Below are 24,912 nucleotides of genomic sequence, written 5' to 3'. Positions count from 1 at the left end.
CTGCACATCATAACCCCGGAACGCCCACGGGTGGAGAAAATCGCGCTTCCCCCTCTCCGGGCGGGCGGGGCGGAACGGTATCGGGCGGCGCGTCTATTGGTCGGGCTACCAGTAGACTGGCGCTCAACCCACCAGGCACGACCGTGAGGAGCATCGGATGACGACGTGGCGCATGCCCATCGAGGGGCACGAGCAGGATCGGCTGTGGCTCGCGTGGCCGACGAGCGGGTACACCCTCGGCGAGACCGAGGCCGAGGTCGAGGAGGCGCGCACCACCTGGGCGGCCGTCGCCAACGCCGCCAGTGAGTTCGAGCCGGTGACCGTCGTGGTCAACCCCGGCGACGAGGAGATCGCCTCGAGCTACCTCTCGGCGCAGATCGACCGCCTCACCGCGCCCCTCGACGACGCGTGGATGCGCGACATCGGGCCCAGCTTCGTGATCGGGGACGACGGCCGGCTCGGCGCCGTCGACTTCGTGTTCAACGGCTGGGGCGCGCAGGACTGGGCGCAGTGGGACAGGGATCAGCACATCGGCCGCATCGTCGCGGAGGCCGCCGGAGCCGAGCTGGTGAACTCCGAGATGACCAACGAGGGAGGCGGCATCCAGGTCGATGGCACCGGGCGCGTGATCCTCACGAAGACCGTGCAGCTCGACCCGGGCCGCAACCCCGGCTGGACGCGGGAGCGGGTCGAGGCCGAGCTCGAGCGCACCATCGGGACGACGAGCGCCATGTGGCTGCCCCGGGGTCTGACGCGCGACCACGACACCTTCGGCACCCGTGGCCACTCCGATATCCTCGCCGCGTTCGCGACGCCGGACGTGCTGCTGATGCACCGCCAGGACGCCGAATCGCACCCGGATCACCTCATCGCGAAGACCAACCGCGCCGTCGCCGAGCAGTACCGCGTCGATACGTCGGCCGGCTTCGAGATCCTCGACCTGCCAGCACCGGAGACCCTGCGCGACGAGGAGGGCTTCGTCGACTACAGCTACATCAACCACGTCGTCATCAACGGCGCGGTGCTCGCCTGCTCGTTCGATGACCCCGCCGACGACCGGGCCCTGGCGGTGCTGCGCGAGATCTACCCCGGCCGCGAGGTGATCGGCATCGACGCCCGGCCGCTCTTCGCCCGCGGCGGCGGCATCCACTGCATCACGCAGCAGCAGCCGAAGGTCGCCTGAGCACGCCGAGGAACCCCATGGCCGACTCTCCGACGCACCCGATCACCGCCACGGACTACCACACGGCGGGCGAGCCGTTCCGCATCGTCCACGAGCGCCCACCGCTCCCGACGGGGCTCACGGTGGCGGAGCGCCGCCTCTCCGCGATCGCGGACGGCGACGGCGCCGACGCCCTGCGCCGGCTGCTGTGCCAGGAGCCCCGGGGGCACGCCGACATGTACGGCGGCTTCCTCGTGCCGCCCGATGACGACGGCGCCCACCTCGGCGTGCTCTTCTGGCACAAGGACGGCTTCTCGACGGCCTGCGGGCACGGCACCATCGCTCTCGGCGTGTGGGCCACCGACACCGGGGTCGTCGAGAGCGACCCCGACGGAGTGACCGAGGTGCGCATCGACGTGCCCTCCGGCCGGGTGTCCGCGCTCGTCGAACGTCGCGGCGGCGAGTTGGTGCAGGCGACGTTCCGCAACGTGGCCTCGCACGTGATCGCTCGCGGGATCCCGGTCGAGACGGGCCGAGGGCGGGTGCTCGCGGATCTCAGCTTCAGCGGGGCGATCTACGCCTCGGTGCGGGCGTCGGATCTCGGGCTCTCGGTGTCTCCGGAGCACTACCCGGAGCTCATCGCGCTCGGCCGCGAGGTCAAGCGCGCGCTCGACGATTCGCCCGGGGCGCGGCACGCCGACGACCCCCGGCTCTCCGGTGTGTACGGGACGATCCTGTGGGACGATCTCGGCCGCGGTGCGACGGGCCCCGTGCAGCGCAACGTCGTCGTCTTCGCCGACGGGGAGGTGGATCGCTCGCCGTGCGGATCCGGCACGGGAGCCCGCGTGGCGCTGCTGGCCGACGACGGCACGCTGCGAGCGGGCGAGTCGCTGGAGCACCGTTCCATCGTGGACACGGTGTTCCGGGCCGGCTGGGAGCCGGCGCCCCCGCGCGACAACGGCGTCCCCGCCGTGATCCCCTGCGTCTCGGGCACGGCGTTCCGCACCGGCGAGCACTGCTTCGTGCTCGACCCGCGGGACCCTCTGGGCGACGGCTTCGTGCTGCGCTGACCCGCCTTCGTGACGCTCCCGCGGGCCGGGCCGCGAGAGCGTCAGATCACGCACCCCGCCCGGACCACGGCGCGGCGGGCCTCCGTCTCCCAGAGCGCCGCGGGGTCGGCCAGCGGATCGGCCGAGAGCAGCACGGCGTCGCCGTGCGCTCCGGCCCCGAGGTGCCCCAGCGCGGGGTCTCCGAGGAGTTCGGCGTTCACTCGGGTCATCGATCGCAGCGTCTCCGCCGCGCCGGCGGCCTCCACCTGCAGCCGCACCCCGCAGAGCTGATCGTCCTCGAGCTCCCCCATGAGATCGCTGCCGAAGCCGACGCGCACGCCCGCGGCGAGCGCCAGCCGCACGGCCTCCTGCCCCTTCGAGAGCACCTCCGCGTTCTTCGCCAGCGAGATCGCGTTCAGCCCGATCCCCGCTCCCCGCCGATCCATCGCGTCGTACGCCGCCAGCGTGGGAACGAGGAACGCCGAACGCTCGGCCATGCGCCTCGCTGTGGCGGCATCGATGAGGTTGCCGTGCTCGATCGACCGGACGCCGTGCTCGATCGAGTGCAGCACCGCCTCCGGCGAATAGGCGTGCGCGGCGACGTAGCTGCCGCGGCGACCGGCTTCGTCGACGACCGCCGCGAGTTCCTCCGCGGAGTACTGCGGCACCCGGATCGGGTCGGCGAGCGAGAACACCCCACCGGAGGTCATCACCTTGATGGCGTGGGCTCCGGTGCGCAATCTGTTGCGCACGGCGAGCCGCAGCGCATCCGCTCCGTCGACGATCTCGCACATGTGGCCGCGCGAGAAGCAGATGTCGACGTGCGCGGCTCGCGGGTCCCCGTGGCCCCCGGTCTGGCTCAGCGCCGGCCCCGTGAAGAGGTACCGGGGCGAGGGGAACAGTCCGTCCTCGACGGCGCGGGCGAGGCCGATGTCGCCGCCCGCCACGTCGCGCACCGTGGTGAACCCCCTCCGCAGCGCGTTCTCGAGCCTGCGCGCCCCGTTGATGGCGACGAAGCTCAACGGGCCGCGCTCGTTCTCCAGCCCGTCCATGCTCGTCGCGTAGGCGTGGAAGTGCGCGTCGATGAGCCCCGGGATCAGCCAGCCTCCGCCGGCGTCCAGCACCTCTGCGCCCGCGCCGGGCGCTTCGCTCACCCGCCCGCCGACTATGTGCAGGTCCCCGTCGACGAACCCCTCCCCGTTCCAGATCATCGCCCCTGCGATGGTCAGCGATCCCATTCGCATCCGCTGCGCTCCTCTCCTCGTGCCGATTGTAGCCGCCGCTCCGCACCCACCTCGCGAGGGGTTCCGGGGTTCAGCACCACCTGGTCGGGCGTTCCCTCGCTCCCGCCCGCGATCGCCCGGGGAGCGGCCCTCGTCGCGCAGACCAGCCAGGCCCCGGTCGCCGGAGCGGCGAAGCGGCGAAGCGGCGAAGCGAGCATAGCCGAGAAGTATCCCAGCCCGTAGCACGGGCGTGGATGCCCGCCACCGAGTCCCGCCTCGCTGATTCGCCGACCGTCTACTCGATCGCCGCCAGCAACTCCATCCCGCTCTCGTCGATCTCGAGACCGAGGCCGGGGGCCGTGATCGCGCTGCCGCGGCCGTTGACCGACCGCGGCCGGTGACCCGCCACGTGCTCGTTCGTCCAGTCGTTGAAGTACGACACGTTGAAGAGCTTGCCCGGCTCCGTCGTCGCGGCGAGATGGTTCACCGCTGCCGAGGTCACGTCGCCGCCCCACGTGTCCTCCATCGAGACCTTGAGCCCGAGGCTCTGCGCCGCATCGCGAATCTGCAGAGCACGGCTGAAGCCGCCCACACGCGAGAGCTTGAGGTTGATCGCCGAGATTCCGGCCTCGTACTTCGCACGATACAGATCGTCGAGCGTGACGATGCACTCGTCGAGAATCAGCTGCTGGCTCATGCGCTTCGCCACGAGGATGTTGTCGTCGAGGCTGCGGCAGGGCTGCTCGACGTACACCGGGATGTCGCCGATCAGCTTGACCGCCTTGATCGCGTCGTGAACATCCCAGCCGCCGTTCGAGTCGGCCAGCACCACCACGTCGTCGGGTACCGCCGCCGCGACCGCGCGGGTGCGCTCCGCATCGAGCTCGGGCTCGTTGCCCACCTTGAGCTGGAACCGTCTGATGCCCTCGGCCATGCGGGCCTCGACGAATGCGACCATCCGCTCGGGCGACTCGAGCGGCACGGCTTCGTAGAGCGGGAAGTCGCGATTCTGGATGCCGCCGGTCAGACCCGAGATCGGCTGCCCGGTCACCCGGCCCAGCAGATCCCACAGTGCGATGTCGATCGGACTCTTCGACGCGCGCTGCTCGAGCAGCACGTCGTCCATCACCCGCAGCGCTCCGCGGATGTCGAGCGGATCGCGGCCGATCAGCGCAGGGGCCATCTCCGCGATACCCGCGCGCACCGCCGCCGAGAAGGCAGGCAGGTAGGTGCCGCCGAGGGTGCACACCTCGCCGTAACCGGTGAGCCCCTCATCGGTGCGCACGGCGACCACGGTGGCCTCCTGCGCGGCGGCGGCACGGCCGCCCGACATCACATAGGTGCCGTGGCGGTACGTCAGTTCGTATCCGAACAGGTCGATTCCAATGACCTTCACTCTTCTCTCCTTCGGGTTTTCAGGGGTGAACGGCCGGGCTCAACGGAGCTCGCTGCCGGCGGTCTCGGGAGTGAGTCGAGCCGCGAGCAACGAGATCACGGCGAGAGCCACGAGATAGACCATCACGAGCACCAGGTTGCCGCTCATCGCCATCAGGGCGACGGCGATGAACGGCGCCAGGCCGCCCGCCAGCACAGTGGCGATGTTCGCGCTGATCGCGGTGCCGCTGTAGCGGAACCGCGTCGGGAACAGTTCCGCGAACCAGGCCGGCGCGACCGCGAGCATCGGCGACATCCCGAGGCCGTAGGCGACGCCGAACGCGACCCACACCAGCAATGCGTTGTTGGTGTCGAGCAGCAGGAAGAACGGCCAGAAGAACAGGATCAGGAACACCGCACCGATCGTGTAGGTCTTGCGGCGGCCGATCCTGTCGGAGAGCCCGCCGAACACCGGGATCAAGAAGATCGCGACCACGGAGGCCAGGGAGACGCCGAGGGTCGTCGTGCTCGTGGGCACTCCGACGCTCTCCGCATAGGTGACGGCGAAGGCGAGGATGATGTAGGCGCTCGCGTTCTCGAACATGCGGAGCCCGATGATGCCGAGAATGTGACGGCCCTCCGCCCGAATCGACTGCATGAAGGTCGGCTGGGCCTCGACGACGCTGATGGCGTCGGTGAACGTCTCGGGCTCTTCGAGCCTTCGACGGATCGCCCAGCAGATCAGCACGCCGACGCCGCTGAGCAGGAACGGAACGCGCCAGCCCCAGGTCTGAAACGCCTCTTGGGGCATCACCAGCGCGAGCACCGCGAACAGGCCCGACGCGACGAGGGTGCCCACGTACTCGCCCGAGTTGATCATCGAGGAGAGAAAACCTCGGCGCTCCCGGGGCGAGGTCTCAACGACGAGCACGGCGGCGCCCGACCACTCGCCTCCGATGCCGAGCCCCTGAATGAGGCGGAGCATCACGAGGAGGATCGGAGCGAGCAGCCCGATCGATTCGAACGAGGGGATCGCGCCGATCAACATGGTACCGATGCCCATGAGCAGGATGGTGATCATGAGGGTGCGTGCACGGCCGATCCTGTCCCCCATCCGGCCGAACACGAAGCCGCCGACGGGTCGGGCGATGAATCCGACCGCGAAGGTGGCGAACGAGGCGAGCACCCCGACTACCGGCTCGGCATCCGGAAAGAACATCCTGGGGAAGATGATCGCCGCGGCTAGGCCGTAGAGCGCGAAGTCGTACCATTCCAGAGCTTGCCCGCTCACGCTCGCAGCAAGGGCACGGCGATGCGGCGGCTCCTTCACCCTCCGGGGCGCTTGCGTCTCTTCAGTCATCTTCGACACCTTTCGTCTGCTGAGGAGCACTCCGAGAGGGCAGATCCCCGAAGCGTTCGATGAGTAATTTATTACTGATCACAAACTACGTCAACAAAAAAATGTGACATGGCAATAGTTCGTCGGACCGCTCCCCCCACGGATTCGAACGTATAAAGTGACAGGCAGCAAGATTTCACGAGATGGAGAGCCGACACGGTGCCCACCACACGTCACCTTCGACCGATGAGCCTCCGGGAGCAAGCGCTCTCGGAGTTGCGCGCGCGTCTCATCTCCGGAGCGCTCAAGCCCGGCTCGGTCTACTCCGCGGCATCCATCGCGAACGACCTGGGAGTCTCGAACGGCCCGGTGAGAGAGGCGATGCTGTCGCTCGTCAACCAGGGCCTCATGGAAGTCGTGCGCAACAAAGGCTTTCGTGTGATCGAGCTCACGCCAGGAGACCGCGAGAACATCGCGGAGATCCGCGCGCTGCTCGAGATCCCCTCGATGGCGAAACTCACCGGTTCGCAGAGAGTTCGGGACTCGGCGGGGAGATTCGCCGCGCTCGCCTCCGACATCGTCGATGCGGCTCATAAGAACGACATCGTGGGCTATCTCGAAGCCGATCGAGAGTTTCACCTCGGCCTGCTCGATCTGCTCGATAACGCTCGCCTCACCCGGTTCATCGGCACGTTGCGCGACCAGACGAGGCAGTACGGCCTGTACGCGCTGGCGGCGGAGGGCGAACTCGTGAGCTCGGCCGAAGAGCATCAGGGGATCCTCGATGCACTGCTCGGCGACGACCCCGAACTGGTTGCATCGCTCATGAAGACCCACCTGCGGCACCTGTGGACCGGATGGAGCTCCCCCGAACTCGAGCCGGTCGACGACCCGACGTCCCCGATCAGCGCCGCAGACGACCGCGGTAACGCCCTGTAGCGACCGCGGGCCTCACGCCGGGCCGGGTGAGCAGCGCGAACTCCGAGCCTTCGCCTTGCGAAGCCAGGCACCCCGTGCTACCTTGTGCAATGTCACACATTATTGACGCGCAGGCCCGGACAACGGCGCCGAGACCACCCACGAAAGGATCCCGCCCATGACCGAGAAGCAGCCCTGGCACGGCGTCATCGTAGCGACCGCTCTGCCCTTCAACGACGACCTGTCCGTCGACTTCGACGCCTTCGGCGAGCACGTGGCCTGGCTCGCGGAGAACGGCTGCGACGGCGTCGCCCCCAACGGCTCGCTCGGCGAGTACCAGAACCTCAGCGAGGCCGAGCGCGCGCAGGTCGTGAAGACCGCGGTGGAGGCCTCCCCCGAGGGCTTCACCGTGATGGCCGGCGTGGGCGCCTACGGGGCGCTCCAGTCGGCCCACTGGGCCGAGCAGGCCGCCGAGGCCGGCGCGCAGTGCGTCATGCTGCTGCCGCCGAACACCTACCGCGCGAATCGCGAGCAGGTGAAGCACCACTACGCCACCGTGGGCAGCGTCGGCCTGCCGATCATCGGCTACAACAACCCGATCGACACCAAGGTCGACCTCGTGCCCGACCTCATCGCCGAGATCCACGCGGCCGGCAACATGGTCGGCGTCAAGGAGTTCTCCGGCGACCCCCGTCGCATATACGAGATCAAGGAGCTCGCACCCGACATCGACATCCTGATCGGCACCGACGACACCGTGCTCGAGGTCGGCCTCGCGGGCGCGGTCGGCTGGGTGTCGGGCTACCCCAACGCGATCCCTCAGTCCTGCATCGAGCTCTACCGTCTCTGCACCTCGGGCGACTACGCCGACCTCGAGCGCGGCCAGCAGATCTACCGCGACCTGCACTCGCTGCTGCGCTGGGACTCGAAGACCGAGTTCGTCGAGGCCATCAAGCTCTCGATGGACGTGCTCGGCCGCAAGGGCGGCGCCTGCCGCCCGCCGCGCCTGCCCCTCGCGTCCGAGGTCGCCGAGCGCATCGTCGCCGACACGCGGGCCGCGGCCGCGAAGGGCTACGACAGGTAGGGTCGGAGCCGAAGCAGCGAGTCGGAACCGCGGGATAGAGGGTCCGACTCGCTCCGCTGATCCGACCGGCAGCGTCCCGCCGCTCCGCCATCACCGAGAACCGAGGAACCGCACATGCGCACCAGCCGCGTCTTCCACGCCGTCGACTCCCACACCGAGGGCATGCCCACACGGGTCATCACCGGCGGCGTCGGCGTGATGCCCGGCGACACCATGGCCGAGCGCCGCACCTGGTTCATGGAGCACAGCGACGAGCTGCGGCAGCTGCTCATGTTCGAGCCGCGCGGCCACGCCGCCATGAGCGGCGCGATCCTCCAGCCGCCCACGCGTCCGGATGCGGACTGGGGCGTGCTCTACATCGAGGTCTCGGGCTGCCTCCCCATGTGCGGGCACGGCACGATCGGGGTCGCGACGGTGCTCGTCGAGACGGGCATGGTCGCGGTGACCGAGCCGGTGACCACGATCCGGCTCGATACTCCGGCCGGTCTCGTCGTCGCCGAGGTCGCGGTGAACGACGGGCGCGCCGAGAGTGTCACCATCACCAATGTTCCCTCCTTCTCGGAGCGCCTCGGCGCGCGCATCGATGTGCCCGGAATCGGCGCGGTGGACTATGATCTGGCCTTCGGAGGCAACTTCTACGCCATCGTCGAGCTCGAACGGCTGGGAATCGAGTGGCGGGAGGACCGCTCGAATCAGGACGAGCTGCTGCGTGCGGCGCTCTCCATCATGGACGCGATCAACACCGCGGACGAGCCGGTGCACCCCGAGCGCCCGGACATCCGCGGATGCCACCACGTGTACCTGCAGGCCCCCGGCTCCACGGCCGAGCACTCACGGCACGCCATGGCGATCCACCCCGGCTGGTTCGACCGCTCCCCCTGCGGCACCGGCACGAGCGCCCGGATGGCCCAGCTGCACGCTCGCGGCGAACTGGCTCTCGGCACCGACTTCATCAACGAGTCGTACATCGGATCGCGCTTCACCGGCCGCCTGATCGAGCAGACGGAGATCGCGGGCCGGTCCGCGGTCATCCCCACCGTCATGGGACGCGCCTGGATCACCGGCACCGCCCAGTACTTCCTCGATCCAACGGATCCCTTCCCGAGGGGGTTCCTGCTGTGAACGCGCTCCCCTACTTCGACGCGGATGCGGTGCGCGCCGCGCTTCCGTACGCGCGCGCCATGCGCGCCATCGAGGAGGGCCTGCGCGGCGGAGTGGACCCGGAGGAGGATGGGCCGCGGCTGTTCAGCCCGGCCCCCGAGGGCGAGTTCCTGCTGATGCCGGCGCAGGGAGCCGAGTTCAGCGGGCTCAAGGCGCTCACGGTGGCCCCCCAGAACCCCGCGAGGGGCCTCGCGAAGATCCAGGGGCTCTACATCCTGTACTCCTCGGAGACGCTCGCCCCCGTCGCCGTGATGGAGGGCGCGAGTCTCACCGCGATCCGCACCCCCGCGGTGACGCTGACCGCCGTGCGCCACCTCGCGCGCTCCGCCTCCCCCGGCGCGCAGCTCCCCGCGCGGCCCAGGGTCCTGGTCTTCGGCGCGGGCGTCCAGGCGGCGGGGCACATCGAGGCGACGCTCGTGGACTTCCCCGACGCCGACTTCGGCATCGTCGGGCGCAGCCCCGAGAACGTCGCGGCGCTCATCGCCCGCTTCCCCGAGCTCGAACCGCGCGATCGCAGCGGCGATCCGGACGCCGCGGTGCACGAGGCCGACATCGTCATCTGCGCGACCAGCGCCGGATCCCCGCTCTTCGACGGTTCGCTCGTGCGCGACGGCGCGATCGTCGCCGCCGTCGGCACGCACGGTCGCGCGCTGCGAGAGGTCGACGACCGCCTGGTGCGGCGCTCCGACCTCGTCGTCGAGGGACGCGCCTCGGCGCGGCGCGAGAACGGCAACCTGGCCACTGCGCTCCTGCCGCAGGACTGGGAGGCGGGGACTGCGCCGGTGAACATCGGCGAGCTCGTCTCCCGGGGCGTGACACGCCGGGCCGACCGCCCCGCGCTGTACACCGGCGTCGGCATGTCGTGGGAGGATTTGATCTGCGCGGCTGTGATCTTCGCTGAGGGTCGGCGAGACGCCAGCCGATGAGGAGCCGTCATGCCAACCCCCGCTTCTGCCCACGAGTCCGACTCGCAGCTCACCCCGCTCGCCCGGCCGCTGAACCTGCGCGAGACCGTGCTCGAGCAGCTGCGCACCGCCATCGTGATCGGCCGGCTGAAGGAGGGCGAGGTCGTCTCGGCCCCGGTGCTCGGTCAGGCGCTCGGGGTGTCGGCGACGCCCGTGCGTGAGGCCATGATGGACCTCGCGCGCGAGGGGCTCGTGGAAACGATCAAGAACAAGGGCTTCCGCATCACGAGCATGAGCGAGAAGGACCTCGACGACCTCGCCCAGATCCGGCTGCTGCTCGAGCCTCCGGCGATCCGCCTCGTCGCCGGGCAGCTGCCCGAGACCGCGATCCCCGATCTCACCCGCCTCGCCGACGCGTGCCTCCGCGCCGCCGAGCGCGAGGACCTCGAGGAGTACCTCCGCGACGACCGCGAGTTCCACGCCCTCGCGCTCTCCTTCATCGGCAACCCGCAGCTGGTCGACCTGGCCACCTCGTTGCGCGCGCGCACGCGCCTGTACGGCATCGGCCTCCTCGCCCGCGAGGGGCGGCTGGCCGACTCCGCCCGAGAGCATCATCGGCTGATCGACCTGCTCGCGAGCGGCGACGGCGAAGGCGCCGAGCGGCTGCTGCGCGAGCACATCTCCCACGCCCGCTCGATCTGGGCCACGGGCGGCAGCGGCCCCGGCCCCGAATCCGAATCCCCGACCGAACCCCCGACGGAAACATGACCCGCACCTCCGACATCATCGTCATCGGCGCCGGCATCATCGGCGCGGCCACCGCCTACTTCGCGACCCGCGCGGGTCTCTCCGTCACCGTAATCGAGCGCGATCTTCCCGCCTGCGGAACCAGTTCGCGATGCGAGGGCAACATCCTGGTGTCGGACAAGGAACTGGGGCCGGAGCTCGAACTCACCCGCTACTCGCTCGGGCTGTGGCGGGGCGAGCTCGCCGAGCACGGGCACCTCTGGGAGTTCGAGCGCAAGGGCGGGATCATCGTCGCATCGCGCGAGACGAGCCTCGCATCGCTCGATCGCTTCTCGGCCTCTCAGCGCGCGTACGGCATCCGCTCCGAGCGGCTCGACCCCGCGGAGCTGCGCGCCCACGAGCCGCACATCACCGACCGCGCGCTGGGCGCCGCCTACTATCCGGAGGACAGCCAGGTGCAGCCGGTGCTGGCTGCCTCCCACCTGCTGCGGCTAGCTCGCGAGGGCGGGGCGGAGCTGATGGTGCGCTCACCGGTCGTCGAACTGCTGCGCAGGGGCGACCGCGTGGTCGGCGCGCGCACCCCGAACGGGGACTTCCAGGCCGCCCACATCGTGAACGCGACCGGCACGTGGGCGGGCGGGATCGGGGAGCTCGCCGGCGTCGCGCTCCCCGTGCTCCCCCGCCGAGGCTTCGTGCTGGTGACCGAGCGGCTGCCTCCCATGGTGCATCACAAGGTCTACGCCGCCGAGTACGTCGACAACGTCGGCAGCTCGGACGCGGGCCTGCAGGCCTCGCCGGTGGTGGAGGGCACCCCGGCCGGCACGATCCTCATCGGCTCGAGCCGCGAGCGCGTCGGCTTCGACGGCTCCGTCAGCACGGCGGCGCTGAGCGCCATCGCGCGCAACGCGGTCGCGCTCTTCCCCTTCCTCGAGCGCACCCGGATCCTGCGCCACTATCACGGCTTCCGCCCGTACTGCCCCGACCACCTGCCGGTGATCGGCCCCGATCCGCGCGCGCCCGGGCTGTGGCACGCCGCGGGGCACGAGGGCGCCGGCATCGGGCTGGCGGCCGGCACCGGCAAGCTGCTCGCGCAGGCCATGAGCGACGCGGATCCGGATCTCGCGCTCCACCCCTTCCGGCCCGAGCGCTTCGACGCCGCGGCGGCGCCCGGCGCCGAGCATCTCGAGGGGAGGGCCTCATGAGCGGGGCATCGGAGTACCGGCCCACGGGGCGCCGGATCCGGGCGAGCTTCGAAGGCGAGCCCGTGGAGGCGGAGACCGGGGTGAGCGTCGCCGCGGCGCTCACCGCCTCCGGGCGCTCCGCCTGGCGCACGACCCGCGAGGGATCGCCGCGCGGGCTCTTCTGCGGGATCGGCGTCTGCTTCGACTGCATCGTGGAGATCGACGGCGAATCGGGTCAGCGCGCCTGCATGATCCCCCTGCGGGAGGGAATGGAGATCCGCGCCGACGGCGGCGCGGATCGGATGGAGGGCGAGGCATGAGCAACGACACGCGCCGCACCGGACCGGCCCCGGAGTGGGACGTCGCCATCGTCGGCGCCGGCCCGGCAGGTCTCGCCGCGGCAGCGGCCGCGCTGGGCGAGGGAGCGAGCATCGTCGTGATCGATGCCGCCGAGCAGCCGGGAGGCCAGTTCTGGCGCCACCGGTCCGAGTCGGCCGGGGTCGTCGACGACGGGGCGCTGCACCACGGCTGGGGCGAGTACCTCGAGCTGCGAGGCGCCTTCGACGCCGGCATCGCCGCCGATCGCCTGCGATTCCTCCCCGCGACATCGGTGTGGATGGCGCGCGCCGAGTCCGCCGGCTTCTCGCTGTTCCTCGCCCCGGCGCACGGACCCGGCTCGTCGGAGATCCCGAAGCTGCGCGCGGCGCGGCTCGTGCTCGCCTCCGGGGGCTACGATCGCCAGCTCCCGGTTCCGGGCTGGGACCTCCCGGGAGTGATGGCCGCCGGCGGCATCCAGGGCTTCACGAAGCAGAACGGCATGCTTCCCGGCCGCCGCTTCGTCATCGCGGGCACCGGCCCGTTCCTCCTCCCCGTCGCGGCGAACATCGTGCAGTCGGGGGGCGAGGTGGCCGCGGTCTGCGAATCGGCCGCGCTCACGGGTTGGCTGCCCCGCGCGCACCGGGCCGTCGGGGTGCCCGCCAAGGCGCTCGAGGGGGCCGAATACGCCTGGACGTTCCTGCGGCACCGCATCCCCTACCGGCGGCTCACCGTCATCACGGAGATCCTCGGCGACGGCCGGGCCGAGGCCGTGCGCACGGCCCGCCTGCGCGGCGACGGCGGCATCGCGCCCGGCAGCGAGCGCCTCATCGAGGGCATCGACGGCGTGGGACTCGGCTGGGGCTTCACCCCGCAGCTCGAACTCCCGGTGCAGCTCGGCGCCGCCACGCGGCAGGACGTCGACGGATCCCTCGTCGCCGTCGCCGACGCCGAGCAGCGCTCCTCCGTTCCGGGCCTGCTGCTCGCGGGCGAGATCACCGGGGTCGGCGGATCGGCGCTGGCCGTGCTCGAGGGCAGGGTCGCCGGACGCGTCGCCGCGGCCGAGGCGCTCGGCCGCACCGCCCGCGCCACGCCGGGAGAATCGCGGGCGATGCGCCGGCAGCGCTCCTTCGCCGAGGCGATGCACCTCGCGCACCCGGTGCCGCGGGGCTGGTCCGATCGGCTGCGCGACGACACCATCGCCTGCCGCTGCGAAGAGGTGCGCGCGGGCGAGATCCACGCCGCCCGCTCGGCGCTGGCCGGCGATGACGCGCGCACCCAGAAGGGGGTCACCCGCGCCGGAATGGGGTGGTGCCAGGGGCGCGTCTGCGGGTACGCGGTCTCGTGCCTGGCGGCGGGAGAGGACGCGACGGCCCCCGGGGCGGAATCGCTCGCGCAGACCGCCAAGCGCCCGCTCGCGCAGCCCGTGCCGCTCGAGGCGCTGCTCGACCTCGACGACTAGCACCGGCGCGCTCCGGGCCGTCCCGGGACCGGCGGGCAACGCGACCGCCGATCCCGGACCCGCCCGGCTCAGGCCCCCAGGTACGCCTCGATGACACGCGGATCGGCGGCCAGCTGCTCGGCCGGGCCCTGCATCGTCACTCGGCCCGATTCGAGCACGTAGGCGCGGTGCGCGATCTTCAGCGCCGCCCGCGCGTTCTGCTCGACCAGCAGGATCGTCGCACCCTGCCGGTTGACCTCGCGGATGATGTCCATCACCTGCTTCACGATCAGCGGGGCCAGACCCATCGACGGCTCGTCGAGCAGCAGCAGCTTGGGGCCGCCCACGAGCGCCCGCCCGAGCGCGAGCATCTGCTGCTCGCCCCCGGACAGGGTTCCGCCCTGCTGGTCCCGGCGCTCAGCGAGCCGCGGCATGAGCTCGTACGCCTGCGCGGCGCGTTCGGCGATGAGCTTCTGATCCTTCACCAGGTATCCGCCGAGGAGCAGGTTCTCGTGCACCGTCATCGTGGAGAAGATGCGGCGCCCCTCGGGAATGTGCAGCACCCCCGCGCCGACGATGTCCCAGGGCTGGAGGCGCGCGATATCGCGGTCTCCCCAGTGCACGGCGCCGCTCTTCGCCCGCACCAGTCCCGAGATGAGCGACAGCGTCGAGGTCTTGCCGGCGCCGTTGTTGCCGAGCAGCGAGACGATCTCCCCCTCCCGCACCTCGATGCTGAGGCTCCGCAGGGCGTGCACCCGGTTGTAGTAGAGCTCGACGTTCTCGAGTGTGAGCGTGCTCATTCCTCCTCCTCTCCGAGGTAGGCCGCGATGACGACCGGATCCTGTTTCACGGCCTCCGGCGTGCCGTCCGCGATCTCCTTGCCGTAGTTCAGCACCACGATGCGCTCGGAGACCTCCATCACCAGCCCCATGTCGTGCTCGATGAGCACGATGCTGACGCCGAGGTCGCGGATGCGCCGGATCAGCCCCATGAGTTCGTTCTTCTCGCTGTGGTTGAGCCCCGCGCCGGGCTCGTCGAGCAGCAGCAGCTTCGGTTGGGTCGCGAGCGCCCGAGCGATCTCGACCCGGCGCTGCTCGCCGTACGGGAGCTGTGTGACCAGCAGTTCGTCGTCCGCCCGGAAGCCCACGAAATCGAGCCACCCCCGCGCGTCCTCCGCGCACTGCGCCTCGCTGCGCCGGTACCGCGGGGTGTGCAGCATGGCGTCGAAGACGTTCTGGCCGAGATGCGAGTGCATGCCGGTCTTCACGTTCTCGAGCACCGTCATCTCCGAGAAGAGCCGCACGTTCTGAAAGGTGCGCGCCATTCCGCGCGCGGTGATGTACGACGGCTTGCGGCGGGTGATCTGCTGGCCGTCGAAGACGATCGTTCCCCGATTCGGCCGGTAGAAGCCCGAGATGCAGTTGAAGGCGCTCGTCTTGCCGGCGCCGTTGGGGCCGATCACCGAGACGATCTCTCCCCGGTGCACCGAGAACGAGAGGCCGTCGACCGCCTTGATGCCGCCGAACGAGACCGCGAGGTCCGAGACCTCGAGCACGACCTCGCCGCCCTGATGCGTGGTCCTCTTGCGCACCGCCTGCTGGGTCTCGCTCATCGCCGGTCCTCCCCGTCCTCGTCCGCCGATTCGCCCACCACGCCGACCGCCGTGGTGGCCGGAGCCGGCGGGATCCTGCGCTTCTTCAGGAAGGGCAGGACCGCGTTCGCCGGCCAGATGCCCTTCGGGCGGAAGATCATCGCGACCACGAGCAGCACCCCGAACAGCAGGAACCGCCACTCCGAGAAGTTGCGCAGCAGCTCGGGTGCCAGCGAGACGAACAGCGCCCCGATGATCACCCCCGGGGTCGAGCCCATGCCGCCGAGGACGACGGCCATGAGCACGAGCGCCGAGTACAGGAACTCGAAGCTGTTGGGCGATATCGCGCTGAGGTGGCTCGCCATGAGCGTCCCCGCGAACCCGCCCCACACCGCGCCGATGATGTAGGCGGCGAGCTTAGTCTTGTAGCCGTTGATGCCCATCGCCTCGCTCACGTCCTCGTCGTCGCGCACCGACTTCCACGCCCGCCCGAGCTTGCCCCTGCCGAGGCGCGAGACGGCGACCACCGCGAGGCCGATGCCCACGAAGAGCACGAAGTAGTAGAAGAGGATCTTCGAGTTGAACTGGATCCCGGCGATCTCGAGCCCGTCGGAGAACGACCACCCGAAGAACGACCAGGTAGGGATGCCGTGGATGCCGCTGGGCCCTCCCGTGATCTGCAGGTTGTTCGCCGTGATCCGGATGATCTCTCCGAAGCCGAGTGTCACGATCGCGAGGTAGTCGCTGCGCAGCCGCAGGGTCGGCCCGCCGATGATGACTCCCGCGACGATGCAGGCGATGATCACGAGCGGGATCGTCTCGAGCATGGAGAGGCCGAACTGGGTGGTGAGGATCCCGCTCGTGTACGCCCCGACCGCCATGAAGGCGATGTAGCCGAGATCGAGCAGTCCCGCGTAGCCGACGACCACGTTGAGACCCATCGCCAGCACGACGTAGATCATCGCGGAGGTGAGAATCGAGATGATGTAGGGCGTCGCGGTGACGAACGGCAGCACCGCCGCCGCCACGAACAGGACCAGGCCGACGAGCTTCATGAAGCGCGTCGGGGCGAGCAGGCCGCTCACTGCGGGCGGCCGCTCGATGAACGGCTTCGGCACATCGAGACGGTGCAGTTTCGTTTTCGCCATGGTCAGACCCTTTCCACCACGCGCTCGCCGAGGATTCCGGTCGGCTTGAATACCAGGAACAGGATCAGGAAGCCGAACGCGAACACGTCGCGCCACTGACCGCCGAAGAAGTTCGTGCCGAACGACTCGAGCAGTCCGAGGACGAGCCCCCCGATCATCGCGCCGTAGAGGTTGCCGATGCCCCCGATCACGGCGGCCGTGAAGGCCTTGAGGCCGATGACGAAGCCCATGAGGAAGTCGATGGTGCCGTAGTAGGCGGCCGCCATCACCCCCGCGGCGCCGGCCAGCGCCGAACCGATGAAGAAGGTCCGGGAGATCACGCGGTTGACGTTGACCCCCATGAGCAGCGACGCCTTCTGGTCCAGCGCGATCGCGCGCATGGCGCGGCCCTCACGGGAGTGCATGACGTAGCGCTGCAGCAGGAACATGAGCACCGCCGCGACGAGCATGAGCACGAGCTGGGGCATGGTGATCCGCGCGCCGAGCACGTTCAGGGGGGCGCCTTCCAGCCGCACGGGGAACACGAGCGGGCTCGCACCGAAGATCTGCCGCACGGCGTACTCGATGGTGAAGGAGACGCCGACCGCGGTGATCAGGGCCGCCAGGCGGGGACTGGTGCGCAGCGGCCGATAGGCCACTCGCTCGATCACCACGCCGATGCCGCCCGTCAGCAGCATCGTGATCAGCAGTACGAGCAGCAGGATCGGGATCGAGCCCAGCCCGAAGAGACCCGTGAAGCCGCCGAGGATGACGAACGCGAGGAACGATCCCAGCATGTACAGGTCGCCGTGGGCGAAGTTGAGCAGCTTGATGATGCCGTAGACCATGCTGTAGCCGAGGGCGACCAGGGCGTAGAACGAGCCGACGAAGAGCCCGTTCCAGATGAGTTGGAACATATGGGTGCCTTTCCGAGGATCCGAGGCGGAGATGCGCCCGGCGCCGACCGCCCTGTTCGGGCCGGTCGGCGCCGGAGAGCGCTATCCCTGCAGATCGTCCTTCAGCACGAAGGCGCCGTTGTCACCGGTGGGCTCTACGATCACGAAGCCGCCGCCCTGGCGCGACCCGTCGTCGGCGAAGGTGAGATTGCCGGTGAGCAGCGGGAAGTCCTTGAGCCCCTGCAGCGCCTTCACCACCGCGTCGTACTCGGTCGAACCGGCGTCGTCCATGGCCTGCGCCATCGTCTTGACCGCCTCGTAGCTCTGGATCGAGTACGGGCCGGGGTCCTTCCCTCCGGACACCTTCCGGTAGTCCGCGATCCAGGCGTCCCCGTTCTCGAGCATGTCCGGCGTGCGGGTGAAGGTGCCGACGACGTTCTTGATCGCGGAGTCCCCCGCGATGGCTGCGAGCTGCGCGTCGACCGATCCGTCGCCCACCATGATGGGCCCGTCGTACCCGGCGCCGCGCAGCTGGTTGATCAGCAGCCCGCCGGCCTGATAGTAGCCCGTCCACACCACGAAGTCCGGGTTCGCGCCGAGCACGCTGTTGACGTTGGCCGAGAAGTCCTTCTCCTTCGGATTCACCGACTCCCGTGCCACCTGGATGCCCTTGGCCTGCTTCTGGATCGAATCCGCGAGGTCCTTGGGGTAGGCCTGATTGTCGTCGATGACGACGATGTTCTGAGCACCGGCCTGCTGAATCCAGGCGACGGCGGCATCCGCCTGCTGCGTGCCCGTGCCGTTGATCATGAACACCCCCTGGCCGACGAGCTCGTTCGAATTCGCAGCGGGGATGACCATCGGCACGCCCGCCTCCGCGAAGATGGGCAGCGTGGGCAGCGTCGCCCCCGAGCAGTAGCCGCCGACCGAGCCGGAGACCTCAGCGGTCACGAGCTTCTGCGCGGCCGCGACCGCCGCGGTCGCGTCGCACCCGTCGTCCTCGACCACGAGTTCGAGGTCGCGGCCGCCCACGCCGCCGTCGGCGTTGATCTCGTCGATCGCGAGCTGCGCGCCGTTCTGCATGTACTCCCCGAACGCCGCCTCCGAACCCGAGAAGGGCGCCAGCATGCCGAGCTTGATGGGGCCGTCGGTCGAGGCGCTGCCGCCGCCGCTCGCGAGGCCGCCGGAGCAACCGCTGAGCGCCAGCCCCGCCGAGAGTACGATCGCGCCGACCGCCGCGATGCGGCGTCCGCGAGAGGTGTGGATGGAGAACATGAGGTGTCCTTTCCCGATGCTTCTTCGGATCATATGGAAGGGTGAGGTGAGCGCCGGAGGCCAGCGCCATGTGCAATTGTACATACTTCACGTGTCTCTGACGTCCCGCGCAGGTTACGATTTGACTACGCGAGCGTGACCGGCCACGTGACGGCGACCGTGCAGCCCCGTCTCCCCCAGGCTAGACCCCACCCGCGACAGCATCGCGAAGAGCCCTCGATCCGGCCGATGCAGTGGCGCACGTCGCGCGCGGGGACGACCCGCGCCCGCGAGCAACGCGCCGATCCCGACCCGGAAGCCGCGCGACCGCTCATGCGCGCCGGCCGACGCACAACGCGAGACCCTCACTCCGCCTCGTCGACCACCTGCCAGTTCAGCGGATTCGGAGTGGCCGTGGTGTTCTCGACGACGAATGTGGCGCGTTCCGGCAGATATCGGTTGTCGGTGATGTCGATGAGCCTTCCCCCCTGGTCGAACGTGACCCGGCGCACGCGCAGCAGAGGGCTTCCCTGGGCCACGGAGAGCCAGCGCGCATCGGTCTCATCCGCGGCGACCGCATCGATGACATTCCTCGAACGCGTCGGAAACACGCCGTGCTCGCGAAAGATCTGGTAGATGCTGCTCGCCTCGAGATCGGCCGAGAGCAAGAACTGACCGACTGCCATGATGTAGGAGCTGCGCTCGAGCATGACCGGGACCGCGTCGAGGCCGCGGACGCGTACAACGGTCACCACCGGGCTCTCCTCCGGTATGTCGAGGGAGTGCGCCAACGAGGCGTCGGCGAGCTTGTGGCTCATCTCGATCACCTTGCGGCTCGGCTCCCGTCCCAGCGACTCAGCCCACTCCGTGAACGAGATGTAGGTGTCGAACGGCTGCGAGGGGATCGCCTTCTGCACCCTCGGAGGAGCGCCTCGACCACCGGTGATGAGCCCCTCGGACCTGAGGAGCGCGAGCGCCTGACGCACCGGTCCGCGAGAGGTCTCGAACTCCTCCCGCAGCTTCTCCTCGCTCGGCAGCCGCATGCCTTCGACCCACTCCCCCGAGCGGATGCGGTCGGCCATGACCGTGTAGATCCGCGAGTACAAAGGATGCTGCGAGGTCATGCGGCCACCCTATCGCCCGCGTCGCCGACTTGCGCGCCGACGTCGCCGGTGGGCGGCAGATGCGATCGGGTCCACCGAACAGCGAACATCTAGCGCCTCTCCCCGTCGCCGGCCGGCCCGCGACCGGGTCGGGACCGGCCTCTCCCGCGGAGCCTACAGGTTCAGGGTCTCGACCACGCTCGCGTGCAGTTCCGGGCTCGCCGCGGCGACGCAGGCGAGCGGCTGGCGAATCGTGATGGGGCTCCCGTCGCCGTCGCTGATGGCGCCGCCGGCTCCCTCGATGATCGGCACGAGCGCGCAGACGTCGTACGCGCCGATGCTGCCGCTGTAGGCCGCGACGTCGATCGCCCCCGCCGCAACACGGCCGAAGCCGTAGGAAGCCGCACCGAACACGCTCCAGGCCGCTCGGTCGGACAGGGCCCGGAAGCCGCTGCGGTGCACCTCGAGCACCCTGTCCGGCTGGCTCCAGCTCAGGGTCGCACCGGTCAGCTCGGTGCGACCGCTCGTCCGCACTTCACGACCGTTCAACGTCGTCCGCCGCCCCTGCACGCCCAGCCAGCGGTCGCGCGGCACCGAAGCGTCGATGACGCCGAGCACCGGCGCCCCGTCCCGGCAGAGCGCCACGAGCGTCGTGAACACGGGCAGACCGGCCACGAACGATTTGGTGCCGTCGATGGGGTCCATGATCCACACGAACTCGGCGTCGGCGCGCTCCGGTGGAAACTCCTCGCCGATGATGCCGTGCTCTGGAAACCGATCCCGGATCATGCCCCGCAGAGTCGCCTCGACACCGCGATCGAACTCCGTGACCGGGCTCAGATCCTCCTTGGTCTCGAATCGACTGCCCTCGTGCCGCTCCGTGAGAAAGTCCCGCGCCGCGTCGGCGAGTCTCTCGATGAAGGCGACGAACTCCTCGACCTGAGGGTGCTCGGCGAATGTCATGCTCTGCCTCTCAATCTGTGCCGGTGGAATGGCGGGGCGCCCGTTCGACGGCCCGGCGCCCGCGCCACTCGCTCTCGTGTCGGTTACAGCGACTTCCAGAGGGCGAGGAAGTCCTTCCGCCCCTGAACGTCCCCGTCACCCTTGATGTCGACGATCTCGAGTTCTTCGAGAGACTTGAAGTCGACGAACTGGGTGACATCGATGTCGTCGCGGCTCGGGCGCCGGAACGACTGCGCAAGGTTCTCCTCCTGCGTCTTCTTCGCGAGAATGGTGTCGATCAACGCCTGAGCGCCGTCGGGATTCGGACCGCCCTTGACGATCATCACGGAATCCTGCTCGACGAACGTACCGTCCTCGGGGTAGACCATCTCGACGCCGGCCTGTCCTCCCGCGATGTACGGATAGATGTTGGACTCGTAGCCGATGGACACGGCGTACTCGCCCTGGGCCACGGCGGGGTAGACGTTGCCCGAGTTCTCGGTGACCTCGAGGTTCGCCGCCAGCTTCGCGAAATCCTGCTCTCCGAGCACCTTGTAGGCGCCGTAGAGCGCGGTCAGCGCCGTCGTGGACTGCGACGGGTCGGCGACGATGATCTTGCCCTTCCACTCCGGCGCGGTGAGATCCTTCCACGTCGTCGGGGCTTTGCCGCCGTCGATCTGGTCGACATTCGCCATGAAGGCGACGACGTGCACGTTGGTCGCCACCCAGCGGTTCTCGGGGTCGATGAACTCATCGGGGATGGCGTCCGCCTCCGGCGAGCGGTACGGCTCGACGTAGTCGGCGTACTCCTCGAGCGTCGCTGCGGGCGCTCCGTAGAAGACGTCCGCGACGGGCTTCGAGGCCTCCGATTGGATGCGCTGCAGCAGCGGGCCCGAGCTGCCGGTCACGACGTCGACGGTGAGCGAGGGGTCGCGATTCGACGCGGCGTCGGTCACGACGCCGATCGTCGTCTCGTTGTTCGAGCTGTACATGACCGCTGAGAGGGAGCCGCCCGAGCCGCCCGAACCGCCCGAGCCGCCCGAGCCGCTGGAGCCGCCCGAGCCGCTGGAGCCGCCCGAGCAGCCGGCCAGAAGGAACGCCGCCGCCGTGGCGAGAGCTCCGATCTTGATGATTCTTCGAGTGCGCATGAGTACTCCTGTGTGGGATGGATGGTGGTGCGGAATGGAGACGGATGATCAGGTGAAGAGCCGGATCCTGAAGACCCGGGTGGCGATGAAGATGGGTACGATCGCGAGCAGGATGAGGATCAGCCCGTAGGCTGCGGCCTGACCGTTGAGACCGGTGTTCATGAGCTGGAACACCTTGATCGTGATCGTCTCCTTGCCTGCGGAGTAGACGACGAGGGAGGCCGAGAGCTCGCCGATGATGGTGACCCACGTGAGCACGGTCGCCGCGGCGATGCCCGGCACCATGAGCGGCAGCACCACATTGAGGAAGGACCGGAACGGCGGGACGCCGAGACTGATCGACGCGTCCTCGAGGGAGTCGGGGATCGCGTGGAGCGTCGCCGACGCGTTCCTGACGCCGTGGACCAGGCGCCGGATCACGAACACGAGCACGATGATCGAGGTCGTGCCCGACAGCGGGATGAGGCTGTCGGAGCCGAAAGTGGTCATCATGCCGATGCCGAGCACGGTGCCCGAGAGCGCCATGGGCAGCATCACGAGGTAATCGAGCGCGGGCGTGAGGAAGTTCTTCTTCTTCACGATCACGACCGACACGATGACGCTGACGAACACTCCGATCGCACAGGCGATCGCGCCGAAGCCGATGGTGTTGAGGATCGGCTGCGGCTCGCGCGTGAGCACCTTCGCGATGTTGTCGAAGGAGAATGCTCCCCAGCGGAGCACGGGCCCGCTGCTCGCGGTGAACGCCATCGCCGTGACCATCACGAGCGGCAGCGTCGAGGCGATCAGGATCGCCGCGGCGATGATGGAGAGCAGTGCGCCCGAACCCCCGCGCAGCTTGATCGGCGTCCAGGAGCGCCCCTGCACCATCTCGTACTTCTTCCTCCCGACGGTCATGCGCTGGAAGAACAGCACGAGTGCGACGATCGCGATCGCCACGGTGGCGAGGGTGGACTGCATCACCGGATTGCCGCCGGTCTCGGCGAGGAACGCCTTGTAGGTGAGGGGTGCGAGGAGCTGCACCTTGCCGCCGATGATCGTCGAAGTGGCGAAGTTGCCGATGGTGAGCGTGAACACGACGATGGAGGTGCTGGCCACCGCCGGGAAGATCGCCGGGATCATGACCTTCAACCGCGCCACCAGGGGCGGCGAGCCGAGGCTCATCGCGGCCTCCTCGAGCTGCGAGTCGAAGCTCTTGAGCGCCGCGAGCGTGCCGAGGTACACGTAGGTGTAGTACAGGAGCGGCAGGATCAGGATCAGGCCGCGCCAGCCGTACAGGGTGGGCATCTCGGCGCCGAAGACGTCCCGCACGAAGCGGGTGAGGAACCCGTTGTTGCCGAGGAACATGAGCCAGGCCTGGGTGACGATCACCTCCGGCACCAGGATCGCCGTGACGGGCAGCACCGCGATCGCGGCCTTGCCCCAGAACGCGAACCGCGAGGTGAAGTAGGCCAGGAAAACCCCGATCGCGGTCGCGAGCACCGTGACGATCGCGGCGAGCAGCAGCGTGTTCCCGACCGCGGTCGGGTACTGCGGATCGCCGAAGAACTCGGCCCACCCCGCGAGCGGGTCGCCCGTCGCGCCGGAGAACGACTTCAGCAGCACGTTCAGGATCGGCCACGCCACGAACACCAGCGCCAGCACGACCGACGCCACGGCGAGCACGAGCCACGGCGAGAACCGGCGCCGATGCTTCTCCTGCGCGATCCGGTAGGCCTGCGTGGTCGGCCCGGCCTGCACGCTCATGATGCCATCACCAGCGTCTCGTGCTCGGGGAAGAGCACGGCGACGCGCTCCCCCGCAGCGAAGCCGCGACTCGACGCCGACTCGGAGGTCTCGATCTCCGTGCCGTCGGCCAGGCGCACGCGATGCTGCTGGCGATGACCGAGGTACTGCTGGCGCACCACCTCCCCGGCCACGGCCGACACCCCTTCGCCGACGATCCCGCCGGCGGGAAGCAGCCGCAGATGCTCGGGGCGAGCGATGACGAATGCCTCGCCGGCCGCGAGCTCGGTCCGGCGCAGACCCCGCAGCGACGTGTTGCCGAGTGCGACGGTGATGCTCTCGCCCGCCTCTCCGGCCGACGCCGCCGGCACCGTCACGCGGAGCACGTTCGCGGCTCCGATGAAGTCCGCGGCGTAACTCGACACCGGCACTCGGTAGATCTCCGACGGCGACCCCAACTGCTCGATGTCGCCGGCGCGGAACAGCGCGATCCGGTCGGACATCGCCAGGGCCTCCTCCTGATCGTGGGTGACGAACACCGTCGTGATCCCCAGCTCACGCTGCAGATCCATGATCGACTCCCGGATCTGCAACCGCAGCTTCGTGTCGAGCGCCGACAGCGGTTCGTCCATGAGCAGTACGCTGGGCCGGATCACGAGAGCGCGCGCCAGCGCTACGCGCTGCCGCTGTCCGCCCGACAGCGCCCCCGGGTGGCGACTCGCGAAGCTCTCCATGCCGACTCGTTCGAGCGCCTCGGCTACGCGCGACGCGATCTCGGCCCGCGGGGTCTTCCGCGCCTTCAAACCGTAGGCGACGTTCGCGGCCACCGTCTTGTCGGGGAACAGGGCGTAGTCCTGGAACATCATGCCGATGTTGCGGCGGTGCGTGGGCACGTCGGTCACGTCGCGGTCGCCGAAGCTGATGCGCCCCGAGGCGGGGGCGATGAAGCCCGCGATGGTCCGCAGCAGAGTGGTCTTTCCGCAGCCGGACGGGCCGAGCAGGGTGAAGAACTCGCCGTCCCGGACCGTGAGGTCCATGTCTGAGATCACCGTGTTATCGCCGTATGTGATCGTCAGCCGATCCACATGAATAGAGGTCATGAGTCGCCTTTCGCAGCTTCGTCGCTGAGGTGTTCGTGCGCCATACGCTAGCAAGGAATTCGAATGTTGTAAATATAACTTATTGAATTCTTGTCAACGGGGTGGCCTGCAGCGCACCCGCCTTGCC

General features: G+C 69.3%; 23 protein-coding genes. 10 read left to right on the top strand and 13 right to left on the bottom strand.

Features of this window, described 5'->3' with window-relative positions:
* Nucleotides 1-157: 157 nt before the first annotated feature.
* Both D1J51_RS00940 and D1J51_RS00935 read left to right on the top strand, forming a co-directional pair.
* Nucleotides 158-1,183, top strand: coding sequence for an agmatine deiminase family protein (locus D1J51_RS00940; RefSeq protein WP_119073296.1), 1,026 nt, complete (start codon nucleotides 158-160; stop codon nucleotides 1,181-1,183).
* 17 nt (nucleotides 1,184-1,200) lie between these two features.
* Nucleotides 1,201-2,232: a proline racemase family protein gene (locus D1J51_RS00935; RefSeq protein ID WP_119073295.1), complete on the top strand. Its 1,032-nt coding sequence runs from the start codon at nucleotides 1,201-1,203 to the stop codon at nucleotides 2,230-2,232.
* 41 nt (nucleotides 2,233-2,273) lie between these two features.
* Here the strand turns inward: D1J51_RS00935 and D1J51_RS00930 are convergent, their stop codons facing one another.
* The 3 genes from D1J51_RS00930 to D1J51_RS00920 all read right to left on the bottom strand — a co-directional run bounded on the left by D1J51_RS00930 (nucleotide 2,274) and on the right by D1J51_RS00920 (nucleotide 6,168).
* Nucleotides 2,274-3,455, bottom strand: a complete 1,182-nt coding sequence (locus D1J51_RS00930) for a metal-dependent hydrolase family protein (protein ID WP_240422740.1) — start codon at nucleotides 3,453-3,455, stop codon at nucleotides 2,274-2,276.
* 274 nt (nucleotides 3,456-3,729) lie between these two features.
* A complete protein-coding gene (locus tag D1J51_RS00925; protein WP_119073293.1) occupies nucleotides 3,730-4,830 on the bottom strand; it encodes a mandelate racemase/muconate lactonizing enzyme family protein in 1,101 nt (366 codons plus the stop codon).
* A gap of 39 nt (nucleotides 4,831-4,869) precedes the next feature.
* On the bottom strand, nucleotides 4,870-6,168 hold the full coding sequence (locus D1J51_RS00920; RefSeq protein WP_162903595.1) for an MFS transporter: 1,299 nt from the start codon (nucleotides 6,166-6,168) through the stop codon (nucleotides 4,870-4,872).
* A 225-nt stretch (nucleotides 6,169-6,393) separates the two neighbouring features.
* Here D1J51_RS00920 and D1J51_RS00915 point away from each other — a divergent pair, with 225 nt between their 5' ends.
* From D1J51_RS00915 to D1J51_RS00880, 8 genes are all read left to right on the top strand, one after another.
* Nucleotides 6,394-7,086: a GntR family transcriptional regulator gene (locus tag D1J51_RS00915; protein WP_119073291.1), complete on the top strand. Its 693-nt coding sequence runs from the start codon at nucleotides 6,394-6,396 to the stop codon at nucleotides 7,084-7,086.
* A 157-nt stretch (nucleotides 7,087-7,243) separates the two neighbouring features.
* Nucleotides 7,244-8,149 (top strand): dihydrodipicolinate synthase family protein, encoded by a 906-nt coding sequence (locus D1J51_RS00910; protein ID WP_119073290.1) that lies wholly within the window; start codon nucleotides 7,244-7,246, stop codon nucleotides 8,147-8,149.
* A gap of 114 nt (nucleotides 8,150-8,263) precedes the next feature.
* The gene (locus D1J51_RS00905) at nucleotides 8,264-9,271 is read left to right on the top strand and encodes a proline racemase family protein (protein ID WP_119073289.1); all 1,008 of its coding nucleotides are present in this window, start codon (nucleotides 8,264-8,266) and stop codon (nucleotides 9,269-9,271) included.
* On the top strand, nucleotides 9,268-10,236 hold the full coding sequence (locus tag D1J51_RS00900) for an ornithine cyclodeaminase family protein (protein WP_119073288.1): 969 nt from the start codon (nucleotides 9,268-9,270) through the stop codon (nucleotides 10,234-10,236). Before D1J51_RS00905 ends, D1J51_RS00900 begins: the two co-directional genes overlap by 4 nt.
* Nucleotides 10,237-10,245: 9 nt before the next feature.
* Entirely contained in the window at nucleotides 10,246-10,983 is a 738-nt protein-coding gene (locus tag D1J51_RS00895; protein WP_119073287.1) for a GntR family transcriptional regulator, read from the top strand.
* Nucleotides 10,980-12,164, top strand: coding sequence for an NAD(P)/FAD-dependent oxidoreductase (locus tag D1J51_RS00890; RefSeq protein WP_119073286.1), 1,185 nt, complete (start codon nucleotides 10,980-10,982; stop codon nucleotides 12,162-12,164). Before D1J51_RS00895 ends, D1J51_RS00890 begins: the two co-directional genes overlap by 4 nt.
* Nucleotides 12,161-12,463, top strand: coding sequence for a (2Fe-2S)-binding protein (locus D1J51_RS00885; protein ID WP_119073285.1), 303 nt, complete (start codon nucleotides 12,161-12,163; stop codon nucleotides 12,461-12,463). Before D1J51_RS00890 ends, D1J51_RS00885 begins: the two co-directional genes overlap by 4 nt.
* The gene (locus D1J51_RS00880) at nucleotides 12,460-13,920 is read left to right on the top strand and encodes an FAD-dependent oxidoreductase (protein WP_119073284.1); all 1,461 of its coding nucleotides are present in this window, start codon (nucleotides 12,460-12,462) and stop codon (nucleotides 13,918-13,920) included. Before D1J51_RS00885 ends, D1J51_RS00880 begins: the two co-directional genes overlap by 4 nt.
* A gap of 68 nt (nucleotides 13,921-13,988) precedes the next feature.
* On the opposite strand, the gene D1J51_RS00875 is transcribed toward D1J51_RS00880, so the two are convergent.
* From D1J51_RS00875 to D1J51_RS00830, 10 genes are all read right to left on the bottom strand, one after another.
* Nucleotides 13,989-14,699 (bottom strand): ABC transporter ATP-binding protein, encoded by a 711-nt coding sequence (locus D1J51_RS00875; RefSeq protein ID WP_119073283.1) that lies wholly within the window; start codon nucleotides 14,697-14,699, stop codon nucleotides 13,989-13,991.
* Nucleotides 14,696-15,511: an ABC transporter ATP-binding protein gene (locus tag D1J51_RS00870; RefSeq protein WP_119073282.1), complete on the bottom strand. Its 816-nt coding sequence runs from the start codon at nucleotides 15,509-15,511 to the stop codon at nucleotides 14,696-14,698. Before D1J51_RS00870 ends, D1J51_RS00875 begins: the two co-directional genes overlap by 4 nt.
* The gene (locus tag D1J51_RS00865) at nucleotides 15,508-16,638 is read right to left on the bottom strand and encodes a branched-chain amino acid ABC transporter permease (protein ID WP_205547608.1); all 1,131 of its coding nucleotides are present in this window, start codon (nucleotides 16,636-16,638) and stop codon (nucleotides 15,508-15,510) included. The genes D1J51_RS00870 and D1J51_RS00865 overlap by 4 nt, the downstream gene beginning before the upstream one ends.
* A gap of 2 nt (nucleotides 16,639-16,640) precedes the next feature.
* Nucleotides 16,641-17,534, bottom strand: a complete 894-nt coding sequence (locus tag D1J51_RS00860) for a branched-chain amino acid ABC transporter permease (protein WP_119073281.1) — start codon at nucleotides 17,532-17,534, stop codon at nucleotides 16,641-16,643.
* 81 nt (nucleotides 17,535-17,615) lie between these two features.
* The gene (locus D1J51_RS00855) at nucleotides 17,616-18,788 is read right to left on the bottom strand and encodes a branched-chain amino acid ABC transporter substrate-binding protein (protein WP_119073280.1); all 1,173 of its coding nucleotides are present in this window, start codon (nucleotides 18,786-18,788) and stop codon (nucleotides 17,616-17,618) included.
* Between the two features lie 344 nt (nucleotides 18,789-19,132).
* Nucleotides 19,133-19,891: a GntR family transcriptional regulator gene (locus tag D1J51_RS00850; RefSeq protein ID WP_119073279.1), complete on the bottom strand. Its 759-nt coding sequence runs from the start codon at nucleotides 19,889-19,891 to the stop codon at nucleotides 19,133-19,135.
* 153 nt (nucleotides 19,892-20,044) lie between these two features.
* Nucleotides 20,045-20,833, bottom strand: a complete 789-nt coding sequence (locus D1J51_RS00845; protein WP_119073278.1) for an inositol monophosphatase family protein — start codon at nucleotides 20,831-20,833, stop codon at nucleotides 20,045-20,047.
* An 83-nt stretch (nucleotides 20,834-20,916) separates the two neighbouring features.
* Nucleotides 20,917-21,960, bottom strand: a complete 1,044-nt coding sequence (locus D1J51_RS00840; protein ID WP_119073277.1) for an extracellular solute-binding protein — start codon at nucleotides 21,958-21,960, stop codon at nucleotides 20,917-20,919.
* Nucleotides 21,961-22,008: 48 nt separating this feature from the next.
* Nucleotides 22,009-23,706, bottom strand: coding sequence for an ABC transporter permease (locus D1J51_RS00835; protein ID WP_119073276.1), 1,698 nt, complete (start codon nucleotides 23,704-23,706; stop codon nucleotides 22,009-22,011).
* Entirely contained in the window at nucleotides 23,703-24,785 is a 1,083-nt protein-coding gene (locus D1J51_RS00830; protein ID WP_119073275.1) for an ABC transporter ATP-binding protein, read from the bottom strand. The genes D1J51_RS00835 and D1J51_RS00830 overlap by 4 nt, the downstream gene beginning before the upstream one ends.
* Between the last annotated feature and the right edge of the window lie 127 nt (nucleotides 24,786-24,912).

Origin of the sequence: Leucobacter sp. wl10 (genome assembly GCF_003569785.1) — a bacterium.
In the GTDB taxonomy this organism is placed as follows: domain Bacteria; phylum Actinomycetota; class Actinomycetes; order Actinomycetales; family Microbacteriaceae; genus Leucobacter.
Note: the sequence above shows the minus strand (reverse complement) of the source record. Positions and strands in the feature narration are given on the sequence as shown.

Coding starts and splice junctions, on each gene's coding strand:
- D1J51_RS00860 (WP_119073281.1), bottom strand. CDS start 17,534: ATGTTCCAACTCATCTGGAACGGGCTCTTCGTCGGCTCGTTCTACGCC.
- D1J51_RS00930 (WP_240422740.1), bottom strand. CDS start 3,455: ATGCGAATGGGATCGCTGACCATCGCAGGGGCGATGATCTGGAACGGG.
- D1J51_RS00910 (WP_119073290.1), top strand. CDS start 7,244: ATGACCGAGAAGCAGCCCTGGCACGGCGTCATCGTAGCGACCGCTCTG.
- D1J51_RS00850 (WP_119073279.1), bottom strand. CDS start 19,891: ATGACCTCGCAGCATCCTTTGTACTCGCGGATCTACACGGTCATGGCC.
- D1J51_RS00855 (WP_119073280.1), bottom strand. CDS start 18,788: ATGTTCTCCATCCACACCTCTCGCGGACGCCGCATCGCGGCGGTCGGC.
- D1J51_RS00920 (WP_162903595.1), bottom strand. CDS start 6,168: ATGACTGAAGAGACGCAAGCGCCCCGGAGGGTGAAGGAGCCGCCGCAT.
- D1J51_RS00940 (WP_119073296.1), top strand. CDS start 158: ATGACGACGTGGCGCATGCCCATCGAGGGGCACGAGCAGGATCGGCTG.
- D1J51_RS00935 (WP_119073295.1), top strand. CDS start 1,201: ATGGCCGACTCTCCGACGCACCCGATCACCGCCACGGACTACCACACG.
- D1J51_RS00830 (WP_119073275.1), bottom strand. CDS start 24,785: ATGACCTCTATTCATGTGGATCGGCTGACGATCACATACGGCGATAAC.
- D1J51_RS00880 (WP_119073284.1), top strand. CDS start 12,460: ATGAGCAACGACACGCGCCGCACCGGACCGGCCCCGGAGTGGGACGTC.
- D1J51_RS00840 (WP_119073277.1), bottom strand. CDS start 21,960: ATGCGCACTCGAAGAATCATCAAGATCGGAGCTCTCGCCACGGCGGCG.
- D1J51_RS00845 (WP_119073278.1), bottom strand. CDS start 20,833: ATGACATTCGCCGAGCACCCTCAGGTCGAGGAGTTCGTCGCCTTCATC.
- D1J51_RS00885 (WP_119073285.1), top strand. CDS start 12,161: ATGAGCGGGGCATCGGAGTACCGGCCCACGGGGCGCCGGATCCGGGCG.
- D1J51_RS00905 (WP_119073289.1), top strand. CDS start 8,264: ATGCGCACCAGCCGCGTCTTCCACGCCGTCGACTCCCACACCGAGGGC.
- D1J51_RS00865 (WP_205547608.1), bottom strand. CDS start 16,638: ATGGCGAAAACGAAACTGCACCGTCTCGATGTGCCGAAGCCGTTCATC.
- D1J51_RS00915 (WP_119073291.1), top strand. CDS start 6,394: ATGAGCCTCCGGGAGCAAGCGCTCTCGGAGTTGCGCGCGCGTCTCATC.
- D1J51_RS00875 (WP_119073283.1), bottom strand. CDS start 14,699: ATGAGCACGCTCACACTCGAGAACGTCGAGCTCTACTACAACCGGGTG.
- D1J51_RS00835 (WP_119073276.1), bottom strand. CDS start 23,706: ATGAGCGTGCAGGCCGGGCCGACCACGCAGGCCTACCGGATCGCGCAG.
- D1J51_RS00890 (WP_119073286.1), top strand. CDS start 10,980: ATGACCCGCACCTCCGACATCATCGTCATCGGCGCCGGCATCATCGGC.
- D1J51_RS00870 (WP_119073282.1), bottom strand. CDS start 15,511: ATGAGCGAGACCCAGCAGGCGGTGCGCAAGAGGACCACGCATCAGGGC.
- D1J51_RS00895 (WP_119073287.1), top strand. CDS start 10,246: ATGCCAACCCCCGCTTCTGCCCACGAGTCCGACTCGCAGCTCACCCCG.